Consider the following 17,648-nt stretch of genomic DNA (forward strand, 5'->3'; position numbering starts at 1 on the left):
TAAAACTAATACCTTTCTGTTCATTACATATCACAGCTATTGTTTTCTAGGGATATAATACCACTTTTATAATGAAAGTGACGGGTAAAACAATTAAACTATTAGAAAAAGAATTGATTTTTTTTGAAACAGTATAATCGCATAATTTTACAGAAAGGAATAAATATATCTAAAATATTATTATTACTGTATAAAAAATAAAAATGTTCCATCTCCTTTTAACGAATAGTTTTATATTATAAACAATACTATTATGTCATATTTATAATATAGTATGTTTTTATTATTAAATTTTATAAATATAAATAATAAAAATAAATTTAAAACTTATTAAACATAAACTTACTAAACTATAAGTATTCAAAACAAAATATAATAATTTATATATTATATTTTTTATAATTAGTAATTTTATTTTTACGTTCTCAAAAAAAATAAATAAATTTTATCATATATTTTTTTATATTTGTGATGTATTATATATTATGTATGATATGTTATAGGGTAAAAATATATTTTATCATGTAATAATTTCGTTTTTCTTATTGTATATTATGACAAAAAATGGGTATTTATTTGATTTTTTTGTGTTTTGGCAATTTTATAGAATAATTGAATTGACAAAAAAGATTTTTGTACAATATGAAACTCATGTGCATGAGATCTTTATATCATGAGTATATGCACTATATCTCGATTTTGAATTACTCAATTTTAAATTAAAGGAAACAAGAATGGAACATCGTGCAGTCTTAGAGACTGAAAGCAATTTAGTTATTACATTGGTTGCTGATATTGTTGCTGCCTACGTGAGTAATAATTCTATTCGACCGACTGAAGTGCCAAGTTTAATTGCTGATGTCCATGCTGCTTTTCGTAAAGCAGGGAATCTAGAGTTAACAGAAGTCGAAGTTGAAAAACAAAGGCCTGCCGTTAATCCGAAGCGTTCAGTATTTCCTGATTATCTCATTTGCCTTGAAGATGGAAAGAAGTTTAAATCTCTAAAGCGTCATCTCATGACACATTATGGAATGTTGCCAGAGGAATATCGTGAAAAATGGCAGTTAGATAGTTCTTATCCTATGGTAGCGCCTAATTATGCAAAAACACGATCGGCTTTGGCCAAAGAAATGGGGCTTGGACGCAAAAGCAAACGGAAAAAAACTAAATAATCTTATTTTGCGAAAAAATGATTTCATGTATAAAGTTTATTTTAGTATACATGTTTTGTGTGAAGCTTTTGTATATATAGCAATTTCTACCAAAGGTATTACATATAGCTTTCGTTACGAATCCGTTTAATCATTGATTTCAGACCATTTGATCGTTGTGGTGTAAGATTTTCATTTAAACCAAGTTTTTCAAAGAGCTCTTGAGCATCAGAATTGCGAATTTCAGAAGCTTTTTTGCCTGAATAAAAAGCAAGAAGTATATAAATGAGTCCACGCACAATATGAGCATCGGAATCACCTTGAAACGTCAATATTGGATCTTCTGAGTTATTACGTGAAGATAAAAGCCACACTTGGCTAACACAACCAGGAACTTTGTGAGCATCGTTTCGAGCGCTTTCCGGAAAAGGTGGCAATTCATAGCCAAGCTCGATGACATAACGATAACGATCTTCCCAATTATCCAAAAGCGAAAAGTTATCTATAATATTACCGATTGTGTCCGCCATTATTTTAGTCCTGTTTCGTTTGAATAATCATTCTTGAATACACTTATAAAAAATAAATATTTATTCTTCCTAACATAAATAACACGAAGAACGTTAAAAATCCTTATTTCAAGATAACATTGCATGGTTTTGTAAAAACTCTTGTATTTCGATTTTGTAAGAAACATTAGGGAAAGTCTCTGATATTATTTTTGTTTCCTAATATGTTCCCTAAATATTCATAAGCAGCTCTTGCACCGTAATATGCGCGCTCGCCAAGTGAACTTAAAAAGGATTTTCCTACTTTGCAGGTTTTTATATTACGGTCACAAAATGCGCCTAAGTCATTTAAGGCTTCCTTAAAAGCAATAATCACATCGCTCGTTGTTGTCTCATTATTTTTGGGGATAGAAGAATGATTACTGCTTGGATCTGCTACAAAAAATGAAACAATGACAAAAATAAAAAATAAAAAAAATGATAATTTGATTAAAAAACGTATCATGGATAATCAATGTACCGCAGTGGTAAATACAATAAAAGAAGCATTTTATCCACCGTTGCTTTATAAACAATTTATAAAATGTACTTTTTATAAAATTGAGTATTCATGTATTGGATCTATATCATTGGCTTTTTTATAAATATGGCACAATTCCGCTGCATAAAATGGGATACATTGTCTATTCAGTAAAAAATTAACATCAAAATTATACACTTACAAGCTGGTCATGTTAATAAACATACTATGATAAAAAATGAGAGAGATAATCATGTTGTGTACATAATTATTTTAAATAATAATCCACCATCTTAGCTTAGTTGAAAAGGCTAACAAGAGTAAACTCTGTTATTCTGATTCTAGTGTCGATAAAATATTTATATTATCTATAAAATTTTTACTGGAATGTTATAAAAATAGTCAACATGTCGATAAAAACATCAAAAAAATAACTGCATCTCTTATGATTACATCTCAAACCAGTTTTTTTTCTATAACATTGTAAACTTCAATTTAATTGATACTTATGAAAATTATTTAATAGAAGGAATTTATACAAAAATATAATAATATTGATAGATAATTATTCTTACCAAACCGTTTATGGATAAGTAACCATCTATATGTAAATTATAAAGAATAGATAATGATTGTCATCTGTTTAGTGTTATAGGCAAATATTTTCAATTTTAGTTTAAATAATAGCCAAACATATGCCCCAAAATGAAGAATAACGTGGCATTATTGTTTAGATAATTATATGTGATAATGCAGTTTGCAAACACCAAAATGATCTTGAATGCTAATCATTTGGTGCTCTCTTTATACACATTAAAGATTTATATAAAATAAAATGAAATGAATAAAAGTTGATAAGAACTCTTGTTGATTTATCAACTTATAAATTGATATAATGAAGCCGCTCGTTCTAGGAGTTTGAAAGGAAAATCAATAATGTCAATGCACTTTTCGCTGTCTGAAAATAAGAACTGATTCATATTCGTTTCCTAATTTATATTTGTTTCTTTGTAAAAAATAAACGCAACTGAAAATAAAAGTAATGGCAACAAAACGAAAGACATACCGAAAAAAAAATGTAAAACACCGTAAATACTATAGTAGTATTGTTATAACGCTTCTTCTTATAATTTTTCATTTTATTTTTTGGTGTGTAAAAACTCTTTATTTCTATACAAGAAAAAATACTTTATTTTTTGTTGGATCTCTTCTTTTTAGCATTAGTTTTTTATTTATTTCATTTAATGCTTTATTTTTGCAAATGACAACGCATCAAAATATTTTAACTCAAATGAAATTTTCCTCTGTTCAAAGTATAGGTAAGAGCTCTATTTTATCGGAAAAAGAAGAAAAATCACAAGAACTCTCCCGTGTAACTTCTGTACATTCTCAAAGTCAGAACCACACAAATTCACCTTTACCCTCTCAATCAGCAAGCATGCTGGAAAAGCAAAAAGAACTAACAAAATTAGGCCTTTATGATGGACCATTAGATGGACTGGAAGGACCTAAAACACGCCGAGCCATCACTTTATGGAAACAGCAAACTGCTCAGAGAATGCAAAAGAATGTTCTATCTAATCCCGCAACAGATGAAATCGCGATATTAATTAAGCAAAGCGAAATAGAAACAAACAATACAAAAAATATGACACACTTAAAAGAAGCTATTTTAGAGCCTTCTGTTGAAGATATTATACAAGTGCAAAAAGCTTTACATATTTTTGGGAATGAGGAGGTTGTTGTCACAGGAATAGAAGATCAAAAGACGATAGAAGCTTTAAAACAGTTTCAAAAAATATTTGATCTTCCTGTAACAGGTAAAATTAATCACACAATTTTAATGAAAATGCGTGAAGTTGGTTTATTAAATTGAAGTAATCTCTTAATTTATAATGATAATTCATCTTTCGTTTATTTAATATTCCCCTCAAACATTCCTTCATCTCAAGCCCTCTTATATTCAATCAATCAGAATGGTTTTCTTACACATTACATATTGAGCCGTACAATTTGCTGCAAAAAAAACACAACCGATTGCAGAAAAAAGAAATATTGCAAAATAGCAAACGTGCTCGTTCTACCATTTTTATTGCCTCTGATGATAAAAGAACACGAAATTTTTGTAGTATCACGTAAACCTTTCATATCATCGAGCCACGAATTGTCCATATATTATCGTCAATTTGATCTTTATAAATATGATGCAAAGAATTTGTGCAAACATCTGTAAAGATAAGTAGACGTAAGGCTAGTTGTGTTATGATTGTTGTTTCGCAAAGTGTCTGATAAAAAACCAGCACTTCTCTCCAATCTATTGCTGGAAAATTATGTGTTTTATGACATTGTTTTCCTAAGAGAGCGTGTGCGTTTAGTATTGCCTATAAATCAACATCCAAACCTAACGCAGCAGTATGTTTGAAACAAATATTAAGACAGTTTAGTACTTCTCTCAGCTCTCATAGCTTTTGTATGCCAAATGGAGGCAAGAATATTGCGCATCTCTGTTTGTATAATCTCCTTAAAACAGGAAAACAGCCTAATTTGGAAAGAATATGAAAATTTAAGGTAAAAACCAGTTTTTATCTTTGCCATTTCCTTTTAATTCAGCTTTACACCTTTCAATAACATCTAAAGTAATATCTTTAATGGAGATTACCTATTGCCTCATGCTTTTATTTATCACATGTCTTTTTGGCCTCACTCCCCCTCACCTAAAATAAAATGTCCCAAACAGAATATACTTGGATTGCCATTCACGGGCTTTCTTAAAAAACATCTCTAAAGCACCCAAGACCACTTCGCAACAACGCCCGTGAATAATAATAGCAGCCCCACTGCACGCGCCGCGCATCATCTTTACGCTTTTTGTCAAGAAGCAAGCCGGCACCATTACACATTTACCTACCTTCAATTTGTGACAGCTCTTGACATTTGAGATGATTCATAAAAGGCATATCCTTACTTTATTTTTTTATCCACAGACACTCATCCCGCCTATAACACACAAAAAACATGGTTTTGATTGATTCATTATAAAAAAAGTCGAAATGAGAGGATTTTATGATATTTACAGCTTTCATTCAATATAAGAAATAAAAAATTATCATTATAAATCAACAGATTGTGTAACTTTGATATTCCTTCATAAGTGTAAAGACGGTAGCGCATAATGGAGTTTATAAATTTTGGGAAGATTTTCATAAACTTACGGAGAGTTTTACATAATCCCCATTCCACGAATGTCAATGTGAAATGGGGCATCTACTGAGAAATGTCTATCTCAAACAGCATGATATGCAAAAAAATGCATTTGTTTGCAGCATTCTATCTTGCGTGATGAGCTCATTCCCCTATAAAAAAGCAAATGCATAAATTGACTGCACAATAACACGTTTCTCTCTATCAAGAGGTTCGCCAATAGAAAGTGATTAATAATATATCTTTTGTCTATCCTGCTTTATATTTTCTCTCATAAACCTCTAAAAAAACACTTTCTCGCGTAACATAACTTATCGTGCATTTTAGAAGCATTTTTATTCCCTTTATTAAAGAAAATAAAAAATATATAAAAATTTATTTCTGTAATAACTATACAACAAAAAATATTAACCCATTACATCCTTTTTGCTATTGCGGCCTGAGCTGCTGCTAAACGAGCAATTGGTACTCGAAAAGGAGAACACGAAACATAATCTAGGTTATTTTCTTCACATAAAGCAATAGAGGCAGGATCGCCTCCATGTTCACCGCAAATTCCCAATTTTATTTTTGCACGCTTTGAGCGTCCACGCTGTGCAGCAATGGTAATAAGTTCCCCTACTCCATCACGGTCAATAGATACGAAAGGATCTTGCTCTAAAAGACCTTTTTGAAAATAGGTTGCCAAAAAAGGAGCAGCATCATCACGGGAAATCCCAAAAGTAGTTTGTGTCAAATCGTTTGTTCCAAATGAAAAAAATTCAGCAGTTTCAGCAATTTCATCTGCTCGAAGCGCTGCCCTTGGAAGTTCAATCATCGTCCCAACCATATATTGAATAGTACCTCCCTTTTCTTTCATCACTTCCTCAGCAACCTGATCAATACGCGCTTTTACAAAATCGAGTTCAGATTTAAGAGCAACCAATGGCACCATAATTTCAAGCATAACAGGAGATCCAGATTTTTGGGCAGATTCTGCTGCTGCTTCAAAAATCGCCCGCGCTTGCATTTCTGCAATTTCAGGATAAGTAATAGCTAAACGGCATCCTCGTAATCCAAGCATAGGATTAAATTCGTGTAACTGCTGAGCACGTTCAGCAAGCACTTCAGCAGAAACCCCCATAGCTGTTGCAACATCAAGAATTTCTGCTTTCGTTTTAGGCAAAAACTCATGGAGTGGCGGATCTAACAAACGAATGGTAACAGGTAAACCACACATAATTTCAAATAATTCACTAAAATCTGAACGCTGCATTGGCAAAAGCTTATCTAGTGCTTTACGACGACCATTTTCATCATGACTTAAAATCATTTCACGCATGGCAACAATACGTTCTCCAGAAAAAAACATATGCTCCGTACGACAAAGACCTATACCTTCAGCCCCGAAAGAACGCCCCATACGGGCATCAGATGGTGTCTCAGCATTGGCGCGAACTCTTATACGTCGCATCCCATCAGCCCATTCCATTAATTTTGCAAAGTCTCCGCAAAGCTTAGGCTGCAACATTGCAACTTTCCCTTTGAAAATTTCCCCACTTCCACCATCAATCGTGATAACATCGCCTTTTTTAAAGCTTTCTCCTGAAGCAAATAGCGTATTTGTATTATAATCAATCCGCACACTACCAGCACCAGAAATACATGGTTTTCCCATTCCACGCGCAACAACAGCAGCGTGACTTGTCATGCCGCCACGCGTTGTTAAAATTCCTTCTGCAGCATGCATACCATGAATATCTTCTGGGCTTGTTTCCACACGGACCAAAATAACTTTTCGCCCTTCTGCTGACACAGTTTCTGCCTCTTCCGAAGTAAAAACAATTTCACCGGTTGCTGCTCCAGGAGAAGCAGGTAAACCACGTCCTATAACAAAACGCTCTGCTTTGGGATCAAGTGTTGGATGTAAAAGTTGGTCAAGTGACTTTGCATCAATACGCATTACCGCTTCTTCACGGCTTATTAACCCCTCCTCAACCATTTCAATTGCCATCTTGAGAGCTGCACGAGCCGTACGTTTTCCCGAACGAGTCTGCAGCATCCATAATTTACCTTTTTCAATGGTAAATTCGAGATCTTGCATATCCCGATAATGCTGCTCAAGCTTCTGCGCGATCTGACATAACTTCAAAAAAGCCTCAGGCATAATTTTTTCTAAAGACGGCTTATTTGAACCAGCAACAATACGCGCATTTTCTGTAATATTTTGAGGCGTTCGAATACCCGCCACAACATCTTCTCCTTGCGCATTAACTAAAAATTCACCGTAAAGTTCTTTTTTTCCTGTCGATGGATTGCGTGTAAAAGCAACACCTGTTGCCGAATCTTCACCCATGTTGCCGAAAACCATAGCTTGCACATTAACTGCCGTTCCCCAACTTTCAGGAATGCTATGTAAACGACGATAAGTGACTGCGCGTGCTGTCATCCAACTTGAAAAAACGGCTCCAATCGCCCCCCATAATTGCTGTTCAGGATCTTGTGGAAAAGGGATTCCTAATTTTTCTTCAATATATGCTTTATAAGAAGCAATAACATGTTTCCAATCATCTGCTGTCATTTCTGTATCAATAGTGTAACCATTGCGTTCTTTTACCTCATCAAGAATCTCTTCAAAATAAGAATGGTCTACCCCCAAAACAACGTTAGAATACATTTGGATAAAACGCCGATAACTATCATAAGCAAACCGTTCATTATTAGCTTGTAAAGCAATAGCTTTTACAGTCTTATCATTCATGCCAAGGTTAAGCACTGTATCCATCATTCCTGGCATAGAAGCCCTAGCCCCTGAACGAACAGAAAGCAAAAGTGGTCTTTGCTCATTACCAAATTCACGTCCTGTTTGTTCACCAACGCGTCTTAATGCTTGCTTAACAGATTCCTGTAGCTCTTCTGGGTATGATTTGTCATGTGCGTAATAAAAATTACAGACTTCTGTTGTCAGAGTAAATCCTGGCGGTACGGGCAAACCAAGACTACTCATTTCTGCTAAATTAGCCCCTTTACCTCCGAGAAGATTACGCTCGCTTGCACTTCCTTCTGCGTTTCCATCTCCAAAACTATAAACCCATTTTTTCATTGTACAAATCCTCCCATATCAGCATCAAAACACCATTCAACCTAGGCTTAACTTAAATGATTCAAAATCGGCGAAATAAAAAAGATCGCTTCATAAATGCATAATACTTAACCTTCTTAAAAGAGATAATGACCACATCACCATCTATCTTCTAGAAGATTAAGATTCAGTTTTTAAGAAAACTATCAATCACCGAAAAAAAGTCTTCTACTTTCATAGCACCTTCATATTTATTTCCATTGATAAAGAAAGTAGGCGTTGCTGTCACACCAAGTTCTTTACCACGCTCAAAAGATGCATTCACTTCATCTAAAATGGTCTGATTTTTCAAACACGCAGTAAAACTTTCATCTGAAAAACCCGCCATTAAGCTAATTTTTTTCAATGGTGTCAGAGCATCTTTTCCCCAAACCCACTCATTTTGTTTTTGAAATAAAACTTCTATCAAAGGGAAATAGCGATCTTCTGGTGCACACCGTGCTAACATAAAACCTGCTGTTGCCCGAGGATCAAAAGCATATTCTCGGAAAATCAGTTTCACTTTTCCTGTTTTGATATATTTTTTACGAATTTGAGGAAGTATATCGTTGTAAAAATGTGCACAATGAACACATGTTAACGAAGCATACTCAACAATGATGACTGGTGCATCCGCCTCTCCCTCAAAGCGATCCTTTACTTTACCTGATTGGAGAAGCTCAGCCATATCAACTGTTGCCACTGGTTTGAGATCACGCGCTAAAGCAACTGTTACACTATTTTGTACAATCGTTATGAAGAGAAAAATTATCCCGAAAGATAAAAAAGAACGAAATTTTACCATAAATAATACTTTTCTGTTGGTATTAAACGAATAGGAATCCAATGCTTTCTCATATATTAAAGAAAATATATATAAAATATCTTGCTATTTATTATTTTTTTCCGAGAAAATGCAACAGCCAAGTTTATAAAGTGATTGGCGTAAACTTTTATCTTCAATTCCTTCAAGCATTTTCTCCACGCATTTTTTGTCTTGTTCACTCAAAGTCGACTTTAGAGGCAAATGATTCATAAAAACCGACAGACGCCTTTGTTCAATCTTGATGCGATCAATAGCAATATAGCCAAAAAATCCATTAATTTTATGAAGAAATTCCTCTGTTTCATGCATTAATTTCAACGCCGCAAATCCTTCACATGCGACAACAAGTGTTGCTGGCTGAAAAACTTCATCTTGATCTGCACGACGTTTCCAAATAATTTTAAGCGGCATTGTATGTTCACTGATATCATGGCCCACAATTTGTGGCCAATGCTCTATAAGCTCTACATTTAGCCCTGTCCGTTTGCGCAAAACGGGATCAAGTATTTTGAATACCGTCTCAGAAAGAGAATAAAAGATACGTTTTTTTAGTTGTTTTCTCATTTTTAGATCATTGTTCAACCGTTTACTCAATTACAATAATTTGTTTTATCTAAAAATAATTGTCTCCCTAATTTATAAAATATCAACAAAATAAAAATCCACTCCTCACCAGGGTCTCGACAATAAAAGAGCAAAAAAAGAATTACAAAATAAATATTTTTTCTTTTGCATTTTACATCTCTCTATGCTTGAAAACAATCATGTATGAAATTTCTTCGCACCTCCTTTCTTGGTACGATCAAAATCATAGAAACCTCCCATGGCGGATTACCCCCGAAGAGCAAAGACAAGGTATCCGTCCTGATCCTTATCAGGTTTGGCTTTCTGAAATCATGCTGCAACAAACAACCGTTGAAACGGTTAAGCCCTATTTTAAAAAATTTCTGAAATTTTGGCCTGATCTTCCTTCTTTAGCAATAGCCTCACAAGATGATATTATGAAAGCATGGGCTGGACTTGGTTACTATTCACGCGCACGTAATCTTAAAAAATGTGCGAGACAGCTTGTTGAAAACTACGCAGGACAATTTCCACAATCTGTAAAAGAATTGCGAACTCTAGCCGGTATTGGAGAGTATACTGCCGCAGCCATTGCCGCAATTGCTTTTAACCATCCTGTGGCAGTGGTTGATGGTAATGTCGAACGTGTAATAGCGCGCCTTTTTGCTATCGCTTCAATATTACCAAAAGCAAAAGCTGAAATTAAAGAAAAAACACAAAAAATTACTGCTTTAAATCGTTCTGGCGACTTTGCTCAAGCAATGATGGATTTGGGAGCAACCATTTGTACTCCACGCAAACCATCTTGTTATATCTGCCCTCTTCAAAGTTTATGCAAAGCGGCAAAGATGCAACAACCGGAGTCTTTTCCAGTTAAAGCCCCTAAAAAAGAACGCCCTTCAAAAACAGGTAGTGCCTTTGTGGTTCTTAATAAAAATAAACAAATTTATTTGGAAAAACGACAGACGCAAAAACTCCTTGGTGGAATGACCCAAATTCCTAACAATATTGATATAAACAACAAAAATGGGCTCCAAAACGCCCCCTTTCCTGCCAATTGGCAATTCAAAGGGCAAATTACGCATGTTTTTACTCACTTTTCTCTAAAACTCGATGTCTACTATACTGAAGATATTCATGAAATGAATTGTGAAAATGGTTGGTGGTGCAACATTCAACATCTTGCCAAAGAAGCGCTCCCTACTGTTATGAAAAAAGCCATTTCCGTAGCACTTCCCAATTCTTTCAGATTTAAATAACCTTGTTTATTCGTAAACATGTTTGCTAATGGAGACTTTTGTATCCCTAATGACCATTTCTTAATCTTTACAAAGAAAAATTTAAACACGTAGAATGTCTCATTTTTTCTATCAATGAGAATTAAGAAGGAATAGAAATCTTAGATTTAAATTTCAGGATCTGTCCTTTGTTCGCTTATGAAGAAGCAAATCGGCACCATCGTTATATTTACCCACCCCCTACGACACCCTTGGCACTTGAAACGGTTCATAAGAGGTACTTTTAGTTCTTTCTTTAACAATTTTTATTCACACGCCAACCCCGCTTATGACATGCAAGTAAGTAATTTTTATTGATTCAATATGAAACAGGTTTGAAATAAAAGAGTTTGACGATATTCCGAGGGCAATTCAATATGAGTTGCGCTAAATTATCTTGATAAATCAATATATTTTACGCACTTTATAGATGCACGTACAAAAAAGCACTTAATTTTGAACTTCTGAATGAACCTTTTAATTCTGATATTTCATTTTTATAAGATTATATTGAAATTTTACTATTTTGGAACTAAAATCAGAACATAGAGTAGAAATTTCTCGTTTTAATTTTTTCTACAAGAAGCGAAAAATACTCGCTTGCCGCTTACAAGCGAGGTGAGTATTTCAATATAAAATATCTAAGAAAAGCATAAAACGCGCTTGCATCCATCCCAATCGAGATCAGGTACATTGGTGATTAATAGAATGAAGCGATCAGCTTAGTTCATAAAACACCCGTTTTTAACATTTGTGAACGTATGATCATTCTTAAATGATCTATGGACTTTAACCGTCCATTTTCCTCATAATACCAAAATGTCCAACCATTACAACTCTGCGAATCTTGAGCCTTTCTTCCCATTGCGTGAATTGAACCCGCTTCACCACCATGCATAATCGTACCATCAGCTCTTACAATAGCAGATACTTGCTTTTTTCGATCATAAAGAACTTCTCCAGGATAAAGTAAACCTGCTTCAAGCAAACTGTTGAATGCTATGCGCGGTTCTGCTTTTTTTCTATCTAAAATCGCCAGCTCTGGTTGTCCTAAAGGTTTAACCGCCGCAATCCTTTCACATGCCGCATCAATGTAATCTTGCTCGCGTTCAACCCCAACAAAATCACGCCCTAAAAGCTTGGCAACAGCACCTGTTGTTCCCGAACCAAAAAACGGATCAAGAATAACATCACCAGGTTTACTAGAAGCCATAATAATACGCGCTAATAACGCTTGCGGTTTTTGTGTTGGATGTAATTTACGCCCTGAATCATCCTTTAAACGTTCAGCTCCAGTGCAGAGAGGAAAAAGCCAATCTGAACGCATTTGTAGATCTTCGTTTGCCGCTTTTAAAGCATCATAATTAAATGTATACTTTTTATCTTTTTGATCTCGCACAGCCCAAATAAGTGTCTCATGAGCATTTTGAAAGCGTCGCCCTCGGAAATTAGGCATCGGGTTATTTTTGCGCCAAATAATATCATTGAGCATCCAAAAACCTAAATCTTGTAATGCCGTACCAACTCGAAAAATATTATGGTAAGATCCGATAACCCAAAGGGTTCCATTAGGTTTTAACACACGACGACAAGCAAGCAACCACGCACGGGTAAAAGCATCATAAGCAGCAAAACTCTCAAACTGGTCCCATGCATCATCAACCGCATCAACAAGCGAATGATCTGGACGATATAAAGCACCATCCAATTGCAAATTATAAGGTGGATCCGCAAAAATCATATCAACAGAATGTTTTGGAAGTTTTTCTAAAACGGAAACACAATCTCCTTTAAAAATTTTATTGCGCCATGGCGTCTGGGAGGGATTACGAACGAAATCTTTTTGAAGCTGAATAACTGTCATGAAAAACCCAACAAAATGAACTGAATTTGCCCTATAATCAACCAAAATAGTTTATAGGCCCGCTTTACCAATCCATATTTACAAAATAGAGTAAACGTATCGTTAAAGTTCCGAAAAATTGATTATTATTTTTTGTTTTTTAAAGTAAAAAAACTTCCATCTGAATGAATTTTTCTTTTTTCAATATACTGTTCCCCTATCTTTTATTTCGTAAAATGAATAAGAATCATTTTCAAAATATATTTTTATGAAATAAGATTCTCTCAATGTCGTTTTCATGAAAATTGTTCATCTCGTAACATGTAAAGGAATATTTTATGCCTCAAATAGATCTTATTATTTTTGATTGTGACGGAGTTCTCGTCGACTCTGAATATCTTGCAGCAAAAATTGGATCTCAATTGCTCAAACAAACAGGATATGAAATCTCACCTGAAGAATTGAGCGAACGTTTTGCAGGGCTTATCTTTCGCGATATTCTTAAACAAGTTGAACAGGAAACAGAAAAACCAATTTCTGCTCATCTCATAGATCAAATGGCTGATATTTTTCGTACACAAATAAAAACTGAATTACGTGCTCTTGATGATGTAAGAGAAGCAGTAGAAATTATTCAAACACGCTATCCCTACTGTATCTGCTCTAATGCAAAGAGCATCGATATAAAAGAGATGCTCACCACTGTTGGTCTCTATGAACTTTTTGAAGGTAAAATATTTTCTGCACCTGAAGTTGGAACAAAAAAAACCAAACCTGCCCCTGATATTTTCCTTTTTGCCGCAAAACAATTACAAGTAGAGCCTCAAAACACTATCGTTATAGAAGATTCAATTCATGGTGTACATGCCGCCAAAGCAGCAGGCATGCGTGCCATCGGCTTTACGGGAGGATCACATAGCTATCTTGGCCACTCTAATGCACTTGCAGAAGCTGGTGCAGAAACAGTTATTGCAAAACATGCTCATTTAGGAGAAGTCTTAGAAGCAATGGCAGTATGGCGAGATCTATTATAAGAAATCTCTTGAATATATCAGTTTGTAAACTCTTGTAAGAAGCACTTTTATTCAAATGTCCTTCTCTTCTCGCTGCTCCTTTTATAATAACTTCAATAAATGCGTAATTCACGACATGGGTGAATTGCATCTCAATGTGAAAAAAATATAGCACCTCATTGAGATCATAAGTCTGTTAACCATTGCACGTGCTTTTAAAAAAAGCAAAAAACAGGGGTGCAAACTCATAAAAATTAAGCCCTGCTTATCTATCTCAAATCCGATATCCCAGTCCCAACCACAGCAGCTCATCCTGATAAATTATGAGATTTGTCAAAAAAGGAATATTACGATGCCTTGCTCGATAAGATGTGAAAATCGCTATGCCTCCTTCATCTGATAAAAGAAATCACATGTCATAGTAAACATGTCATAGTAAAATTGTATGGTATGTGCGCCTTAATCATGGAAAAAAATATTAAAATTCGCAGAACCTATGGAACACAAGAGTTTATTGAAAAAAACAAAAGTATTCTTGTTAAATTACACGGGCTTATATTTGCTCAATCCAAATCTCGCAAACTTGTTGAAGGCTTATTTACTTTGCTGCTTAAACAGTATTTTAACAGCATCAATCGGCACAACCTCCCTAAGATTACAAAAAACAAAAAGAATACATTCTTATAAAGATTTGCATTTTATAAAAAACATTTCATACCAAGTAATTTACAGACAACGTATTGATTTATAATCAATAATTAATCATTATTCAAATTAAGCAAAATGCAAAAATGTAGCAACATTAGGAGCGAGCAAATTGTATGGCGATGCCATCTTTCTTCTTTATAAACGCCAAAAACTCTGATACCCTAAGAGTTTTATATTATGGGGCTTTATCATCATATCTATCATTGCACAATAGGCTTGAGTACCTTGAGAACGGTTTCTTTAAAAAAACACATAAATATGAAATATATAATCATGTTAAACAACCTACAGAGATACCAATAGTTGCTTAAAATTTTCCGAAAGCACTTAATAGACTTTTTAAATAAGCAATGAAATCAGATCTTTTTAAAAGTAATCCAACTTTAAGAAAAACACCCTTTCTAAAAATATTAGAAAGGGTGTTTTTCTTAAAGCGGCTTTTCTGTTTGGAAAGAAGAAAGTGTTGAAAAATATTATCTAATATTGATCTTTCGGCACTCATAAATATGTCTAAATTAGATTCTTCTATACACTGCTTTGCATCATAGTAATATGCTGTTCACATTGGCGATAAAAAGATAATATCATTTATCTCTATCCAATTCGAGCTCTACTTTACACTATGAGAGAACTGTACATTTTTTAGTATCTATAACATAAATGTATATAATTAATAGTGAAGTATCATTATGCTATCACGATGCAATTAAATAACCATTGAATAATAACTTAAATAATATCTATATAACACAAATTCTACAATAATGACTATCTATAATAACTACTATAAATAATAAAATTTTAGCGTGTCCATTCATATTTTAATTGTTAAGAATATTTATATAAACATATCATAATTTTCATGTTTTTTATTATACTATCGATAATAAATAATTTTTTATATATTTAATATGTAAAAATTTTGATCATTTTATTATTGATAAATGTATTTATAAAATAATATTAATCTCATTTTATAAAAATTATACGATAACAACGTGTTATTTTATATATAACACATAATAAAATATTTCATAAAGTTTTTTAAAATATTTTTTGTAATTATTACTGTTTCTTTTTTACAATAATGTTTATAAAAAATTATATTTATATTTTTATATGTGTTTTTATTATTGACTAAAAATACATATTGAACTATACATGTGTGATATAAATAAACATATATGTATATTTCTTACATATATAAGTTAAAAATATTTGAGGTAAAGTTATGGTAAAATTATTTAAAAATTATATCTTAAGCATTTTTATAGCGAGCACTTTTTTTATTTCACAAACTGTAAATGTTAATGCAAACTATTTGAAAAATGATACTCCAAAAGAGGAATTTTCTGTTTTCCCAATGGAACAAGTAAAATATGCGAAATCCGATGTAGTTTCTACGACTGCTTTCTATGTTCCGTCTGTAAATTATCAAACAGAACATGGAACAATAGGTGAAGAAAAATTTGAAAAGGTCTTTGAGCCTATGACTGTAAGAGAGGGACTATTGTACGCTGGATATGCAATAAGTTTTATAGGATCGATAATAAATTGGATAAATGATATAGTATTGATGTTCAAGTAATTCAATATATTGTAGAAATATAGAATATATAGCTTCATTATTTTATTATTAATTATTATAAATTTATTACATAATGAAGCTTCTATTTCTCTTATTATAACTATAAATTCTGTAAATTACATCCAAAAATCCAAATTATAAATTTATATACACACATATATATATATTGAATACTATAAAGTATTTGAGGTAAATGATGATTAAATTTTTTAACAATCATATGTTAATTATTTCTATGATATCTGTTTTTTACATTTCACAGACTGTAAGTGTACATGCCAACTACTTGCAAAACAATATTCATCGTGAGAATAGTTTTATTTCTTTAACAGAACAAAACAGAAAGGATGCAATCAGTACGGTTTTTCTCTATACACAAAATCTAAATCGTGGTATGAAAAATGAAATTACCATCGAAGGAAAATTTGAAAAAGTCGTTGAACCTCTTACACTCGGGACTTTTGGTATTGGGATGGCTCTTGGTTATGTATCAAGTACGGTAGGTATGTTTTTAGGATGGATAATCAGCAAAATAATATCCTATTTTAAATCTCGTTAAAATTGAAATTTCATCAGATTAAGACCTTCTCATATGAAATATAAACTATTAACACATTCTGTGTTTATCCATTGTTGATGATAAAAACTAATGAATTATCACAATAAGAGTGAAAAAAGCTTTAAATGCTTCTGTTTCTCTCAATGTGCACTAATTCTGCCGATGCATCTATTCAATTCAGATTAAAATAAAAGTATTGGTGGTAAACTATGATTAAAGTATTGAAAACTTACGTATTAAATATTTTTATAGCAGTTGCTTTTTTGCTTTCACAAGTTATAAATGTTCATGCCAATCATTTGAAAAATGATACTCAATGGGAAACTGTCTCTCTAATAGAACAAGGAAAGAAAAAAACTATCGATATAGCTGCTCTTTATGTCCCAAGTTTCACTCATAGAGCAAAAAGTGAATCTGCCTTTGAAGGAAAATTTGAGAAAGTGTTTGAACCAATTACGCTAGGAGTTTTTTCTACAGTAGGAGCTTTGGGTTTTGGATTCTTAACTGGATCTGTTATGGCCATATTTAGCGGGATAATCGGATGGGCAATAGGAAAAATTAAAGGCAAATAATTCAAAGATACTTAGTTATTTTTTTCTATTTAAAATGAAAACACTTTACAGCCTGCTTCCCATCATTTAGCAGGCTGTTGTATGTTTTCTATGGATAAACTTTAGGTTACCATACTGTATAGCACAAATATAATATCTATTATTATACAAAGTGATAAGTTAAGCTAAAAAAGATTATTCAAAGTATAGATTTGTGCACGAAATGCCATAAAATTAC

At 33.1% G+C, this 17,648-nt stretch carries 14 protein-coding genes; 7 read left to right on the top strand and 7 right to left on the bottom strand.

The features are described from left to right. Positions 1-734 precede the first annotated feature (734 nt). The gene (locus ACFILZ_RS02195; protein ID WP_012754848.1) at positions 735-1,172 is read left to right on the top strand and encodes a MucR family transcriptional regulator; all 438 of its coding nucleotides are present in this window, start codon (positions 735-737) and stop codon (positions 1,170-1,172) included. 98 nt (positions 1,173-1,270) lie between these two features. Here the strand turns inward: ACFILZ_RS02195 and ACFILZ_RS02200 are convergent, their stop codons facing one another. After that, positions 1,271-1,681, bottom strand: a complete 411-nt coding sequence (locus tag ACFILZ_RS02200; RefSeq protein WP_375606387.1) for a SufE family protein — start codon at positions 1,679-1,681, stop codon at positions 1,271-1,273. Between the two features lie 166 nt (positions 1,682-1,847). Further along, the gene (locus ACFILZ_RS02205) at positions 1,848-2,165 is read right to left on the bottom strand and encodes a DUF5330 domain-containing protein (RefSeq protein ID WP_375610097.1); all 318 of its coding nucleotides are present in this window, start codon (positions 2,163-2,165) and stop codon (positions 1,848-1,850) included. 1,057 nt (positions 2,166-3,222) lie between these two features. Here ACFILZ_RS02205 and ACFILZ_RS02210 point away from each other — a divergent pair. Beyond that, positions 3,223-4,056, top strand: coding sequence for a peptidoglycan-binding domain-containing protein (locus ACFILZ_RS02210; RefSeq protein ID WP_375610096.1), 834 nt, complete (start codon positions 3,223-3,225; stop codon positions 4,054-4,056). A gap of 892 nt (positions 4,057-4,948) precedes the next feature. Here the strand turns inward: ACFILZ_RS02210 and ACFILZ_RS02215 are convergent. The 4 genes from ACFILZ_RS02215 to ACFILZ_RS02230 form a co-directional block, all read right to left on the bottom strand. Further along, positions 4,949-5,080, bottom strand: a complete 132-nt coding sequence (locus ACFILZ_RS02215) for a hypothetical protein (protein WP_375610095.1) — start codon at positions 5,078-5,080, stop codon at positions 4,949-4,951. 716 nt (positions 5,081-5,796) lie between these two features. Next, positions 5,797-8,463 (bottom strand): pyruvate, phosphate dikinase, encoded by a 2,667-nt coding sequence (gene ppdK, locus ACFILZ_RS02220; RefSeq protein WP_375610094.1) that lies wholly within the window; start codon positions 8,461-8,463, stop codon positions 5,797-5,799. Positions 8,464-8,629: 166 nt separating this feature from the next. After that, positions 8,630-9,286, bottom strand: a complete 657-nt coding sequence (locus tag ACFILZ_RS02225) for a DsbA family protein (protein WP_375610093.1) — start codon at positions 9,284-9,286, stop codon at positions 8,630-8,632. Between the two features lie 84 nt (positions 9,287-9,370). Beyond that, entirely contained in the window at positions 9,371-9,871 is a 501-nt protein-coding gene (locus ACFILZ_RS02230) for a DUF721 domain-containing protein (RefSeq protein ID WP_375606391.1), read from the bottom strand. Positions 9,872-10,071: 200 nt separating this feature from the next. Here ACFILZ_RS02230 and mutY point away from each other — a divergent pair, with 200 nt between their 5' ends. Next, positions 10,072-11,130, top strand: a complete 1,059-nt coding sequence (mutY, locus tag ACFILZ_RS02235) for an A/G-specific adenine glycosylase (protein ID WP_375610092.1) — start codon at positions 10,072-10,074, stop codon at positions 11,128-11,130. Between the two features lie 745 nt (positions 11,131-11,875). On the opposite strand, the gene ACFILZ_RS02240 is transcribed toward mutY, so the two are convergent. Beyond that, positions 11,876-13,012, bottom strand: a complete 1,137-nt coding sequence (locus ACFILZ_RS02240) for a site-specific DNA-methyltransferase (protein WP_375606393.1) — start codon at positions 13,010-13,012, stop codon at positions 11,876-11,878. 317 nt (positions 13,013-13,329) lie between these two features. Between ACFILZ_RS02240 and ACFILZ_RS02245 the strand changes: the two genes are divergently transcribed. From ACFILZ_RS02245 to ACFILZ_RS02260, 4 genes are all read left to right on the top strand, one after another. Further along, positions 13,330-14,025: an HAD family hydrolase gene (locus ACFILZ_RS02245; protein ID WP_375610091.1), complete on the top strand. Its 696-nt coding sequence runs from the start codon at positions 13,330-13,332 to the stop codon at positions 14,023-14,025. A 1,918-nt stretch (positions 14,026-15,943) separates the two neighbouring features. Then, positions 15,944-16,300, top strand: coding sequence for a hypothetical protein (locus ACFILZ_RS02250; RefSeq protein ID WP_375610090.1), 357 nt, complete (start codon positions 15,944-15,946; stop codon positions 16,298-16,300). Between the two features lie 286 nt (positions 16,301-16,586). Then, positions 16,587-16,859 (top strand): hypothetical protein, encoded by a 273-nt coding sequence (locus tag ACFILZ_RS02255; RefSeq protein ID WP_375610089.1) that lies wholly within the window; start codon positions 16,587-16,589, stop codon positions 16,857-16,859. A 209-nt stretch (positions 16,860-17,068) separates the two neighbouring features. Then, the gene (locus ACFILZ_RS02260; protein ID WP_375606398.1) at positions 17,069-17,431 is read left to right on the top strand and encodes a hypothetical protein; all 363 of its coding nucleotides are present in this window, start codon (positions 17,069-17,071) and stop codon (positions 17,429-17,431) included. Positions 17,432-17,648: the final 217 nt, after the last annotated feature.

The organism is Bartonella sp. AP40SXNS (assembly GCF_042195825.1).
GTDB lineage: Bacteria > Pseudomonadota > Alphaproteobacteria > Rhizobiales > Rhizobiaceae > Bartonella.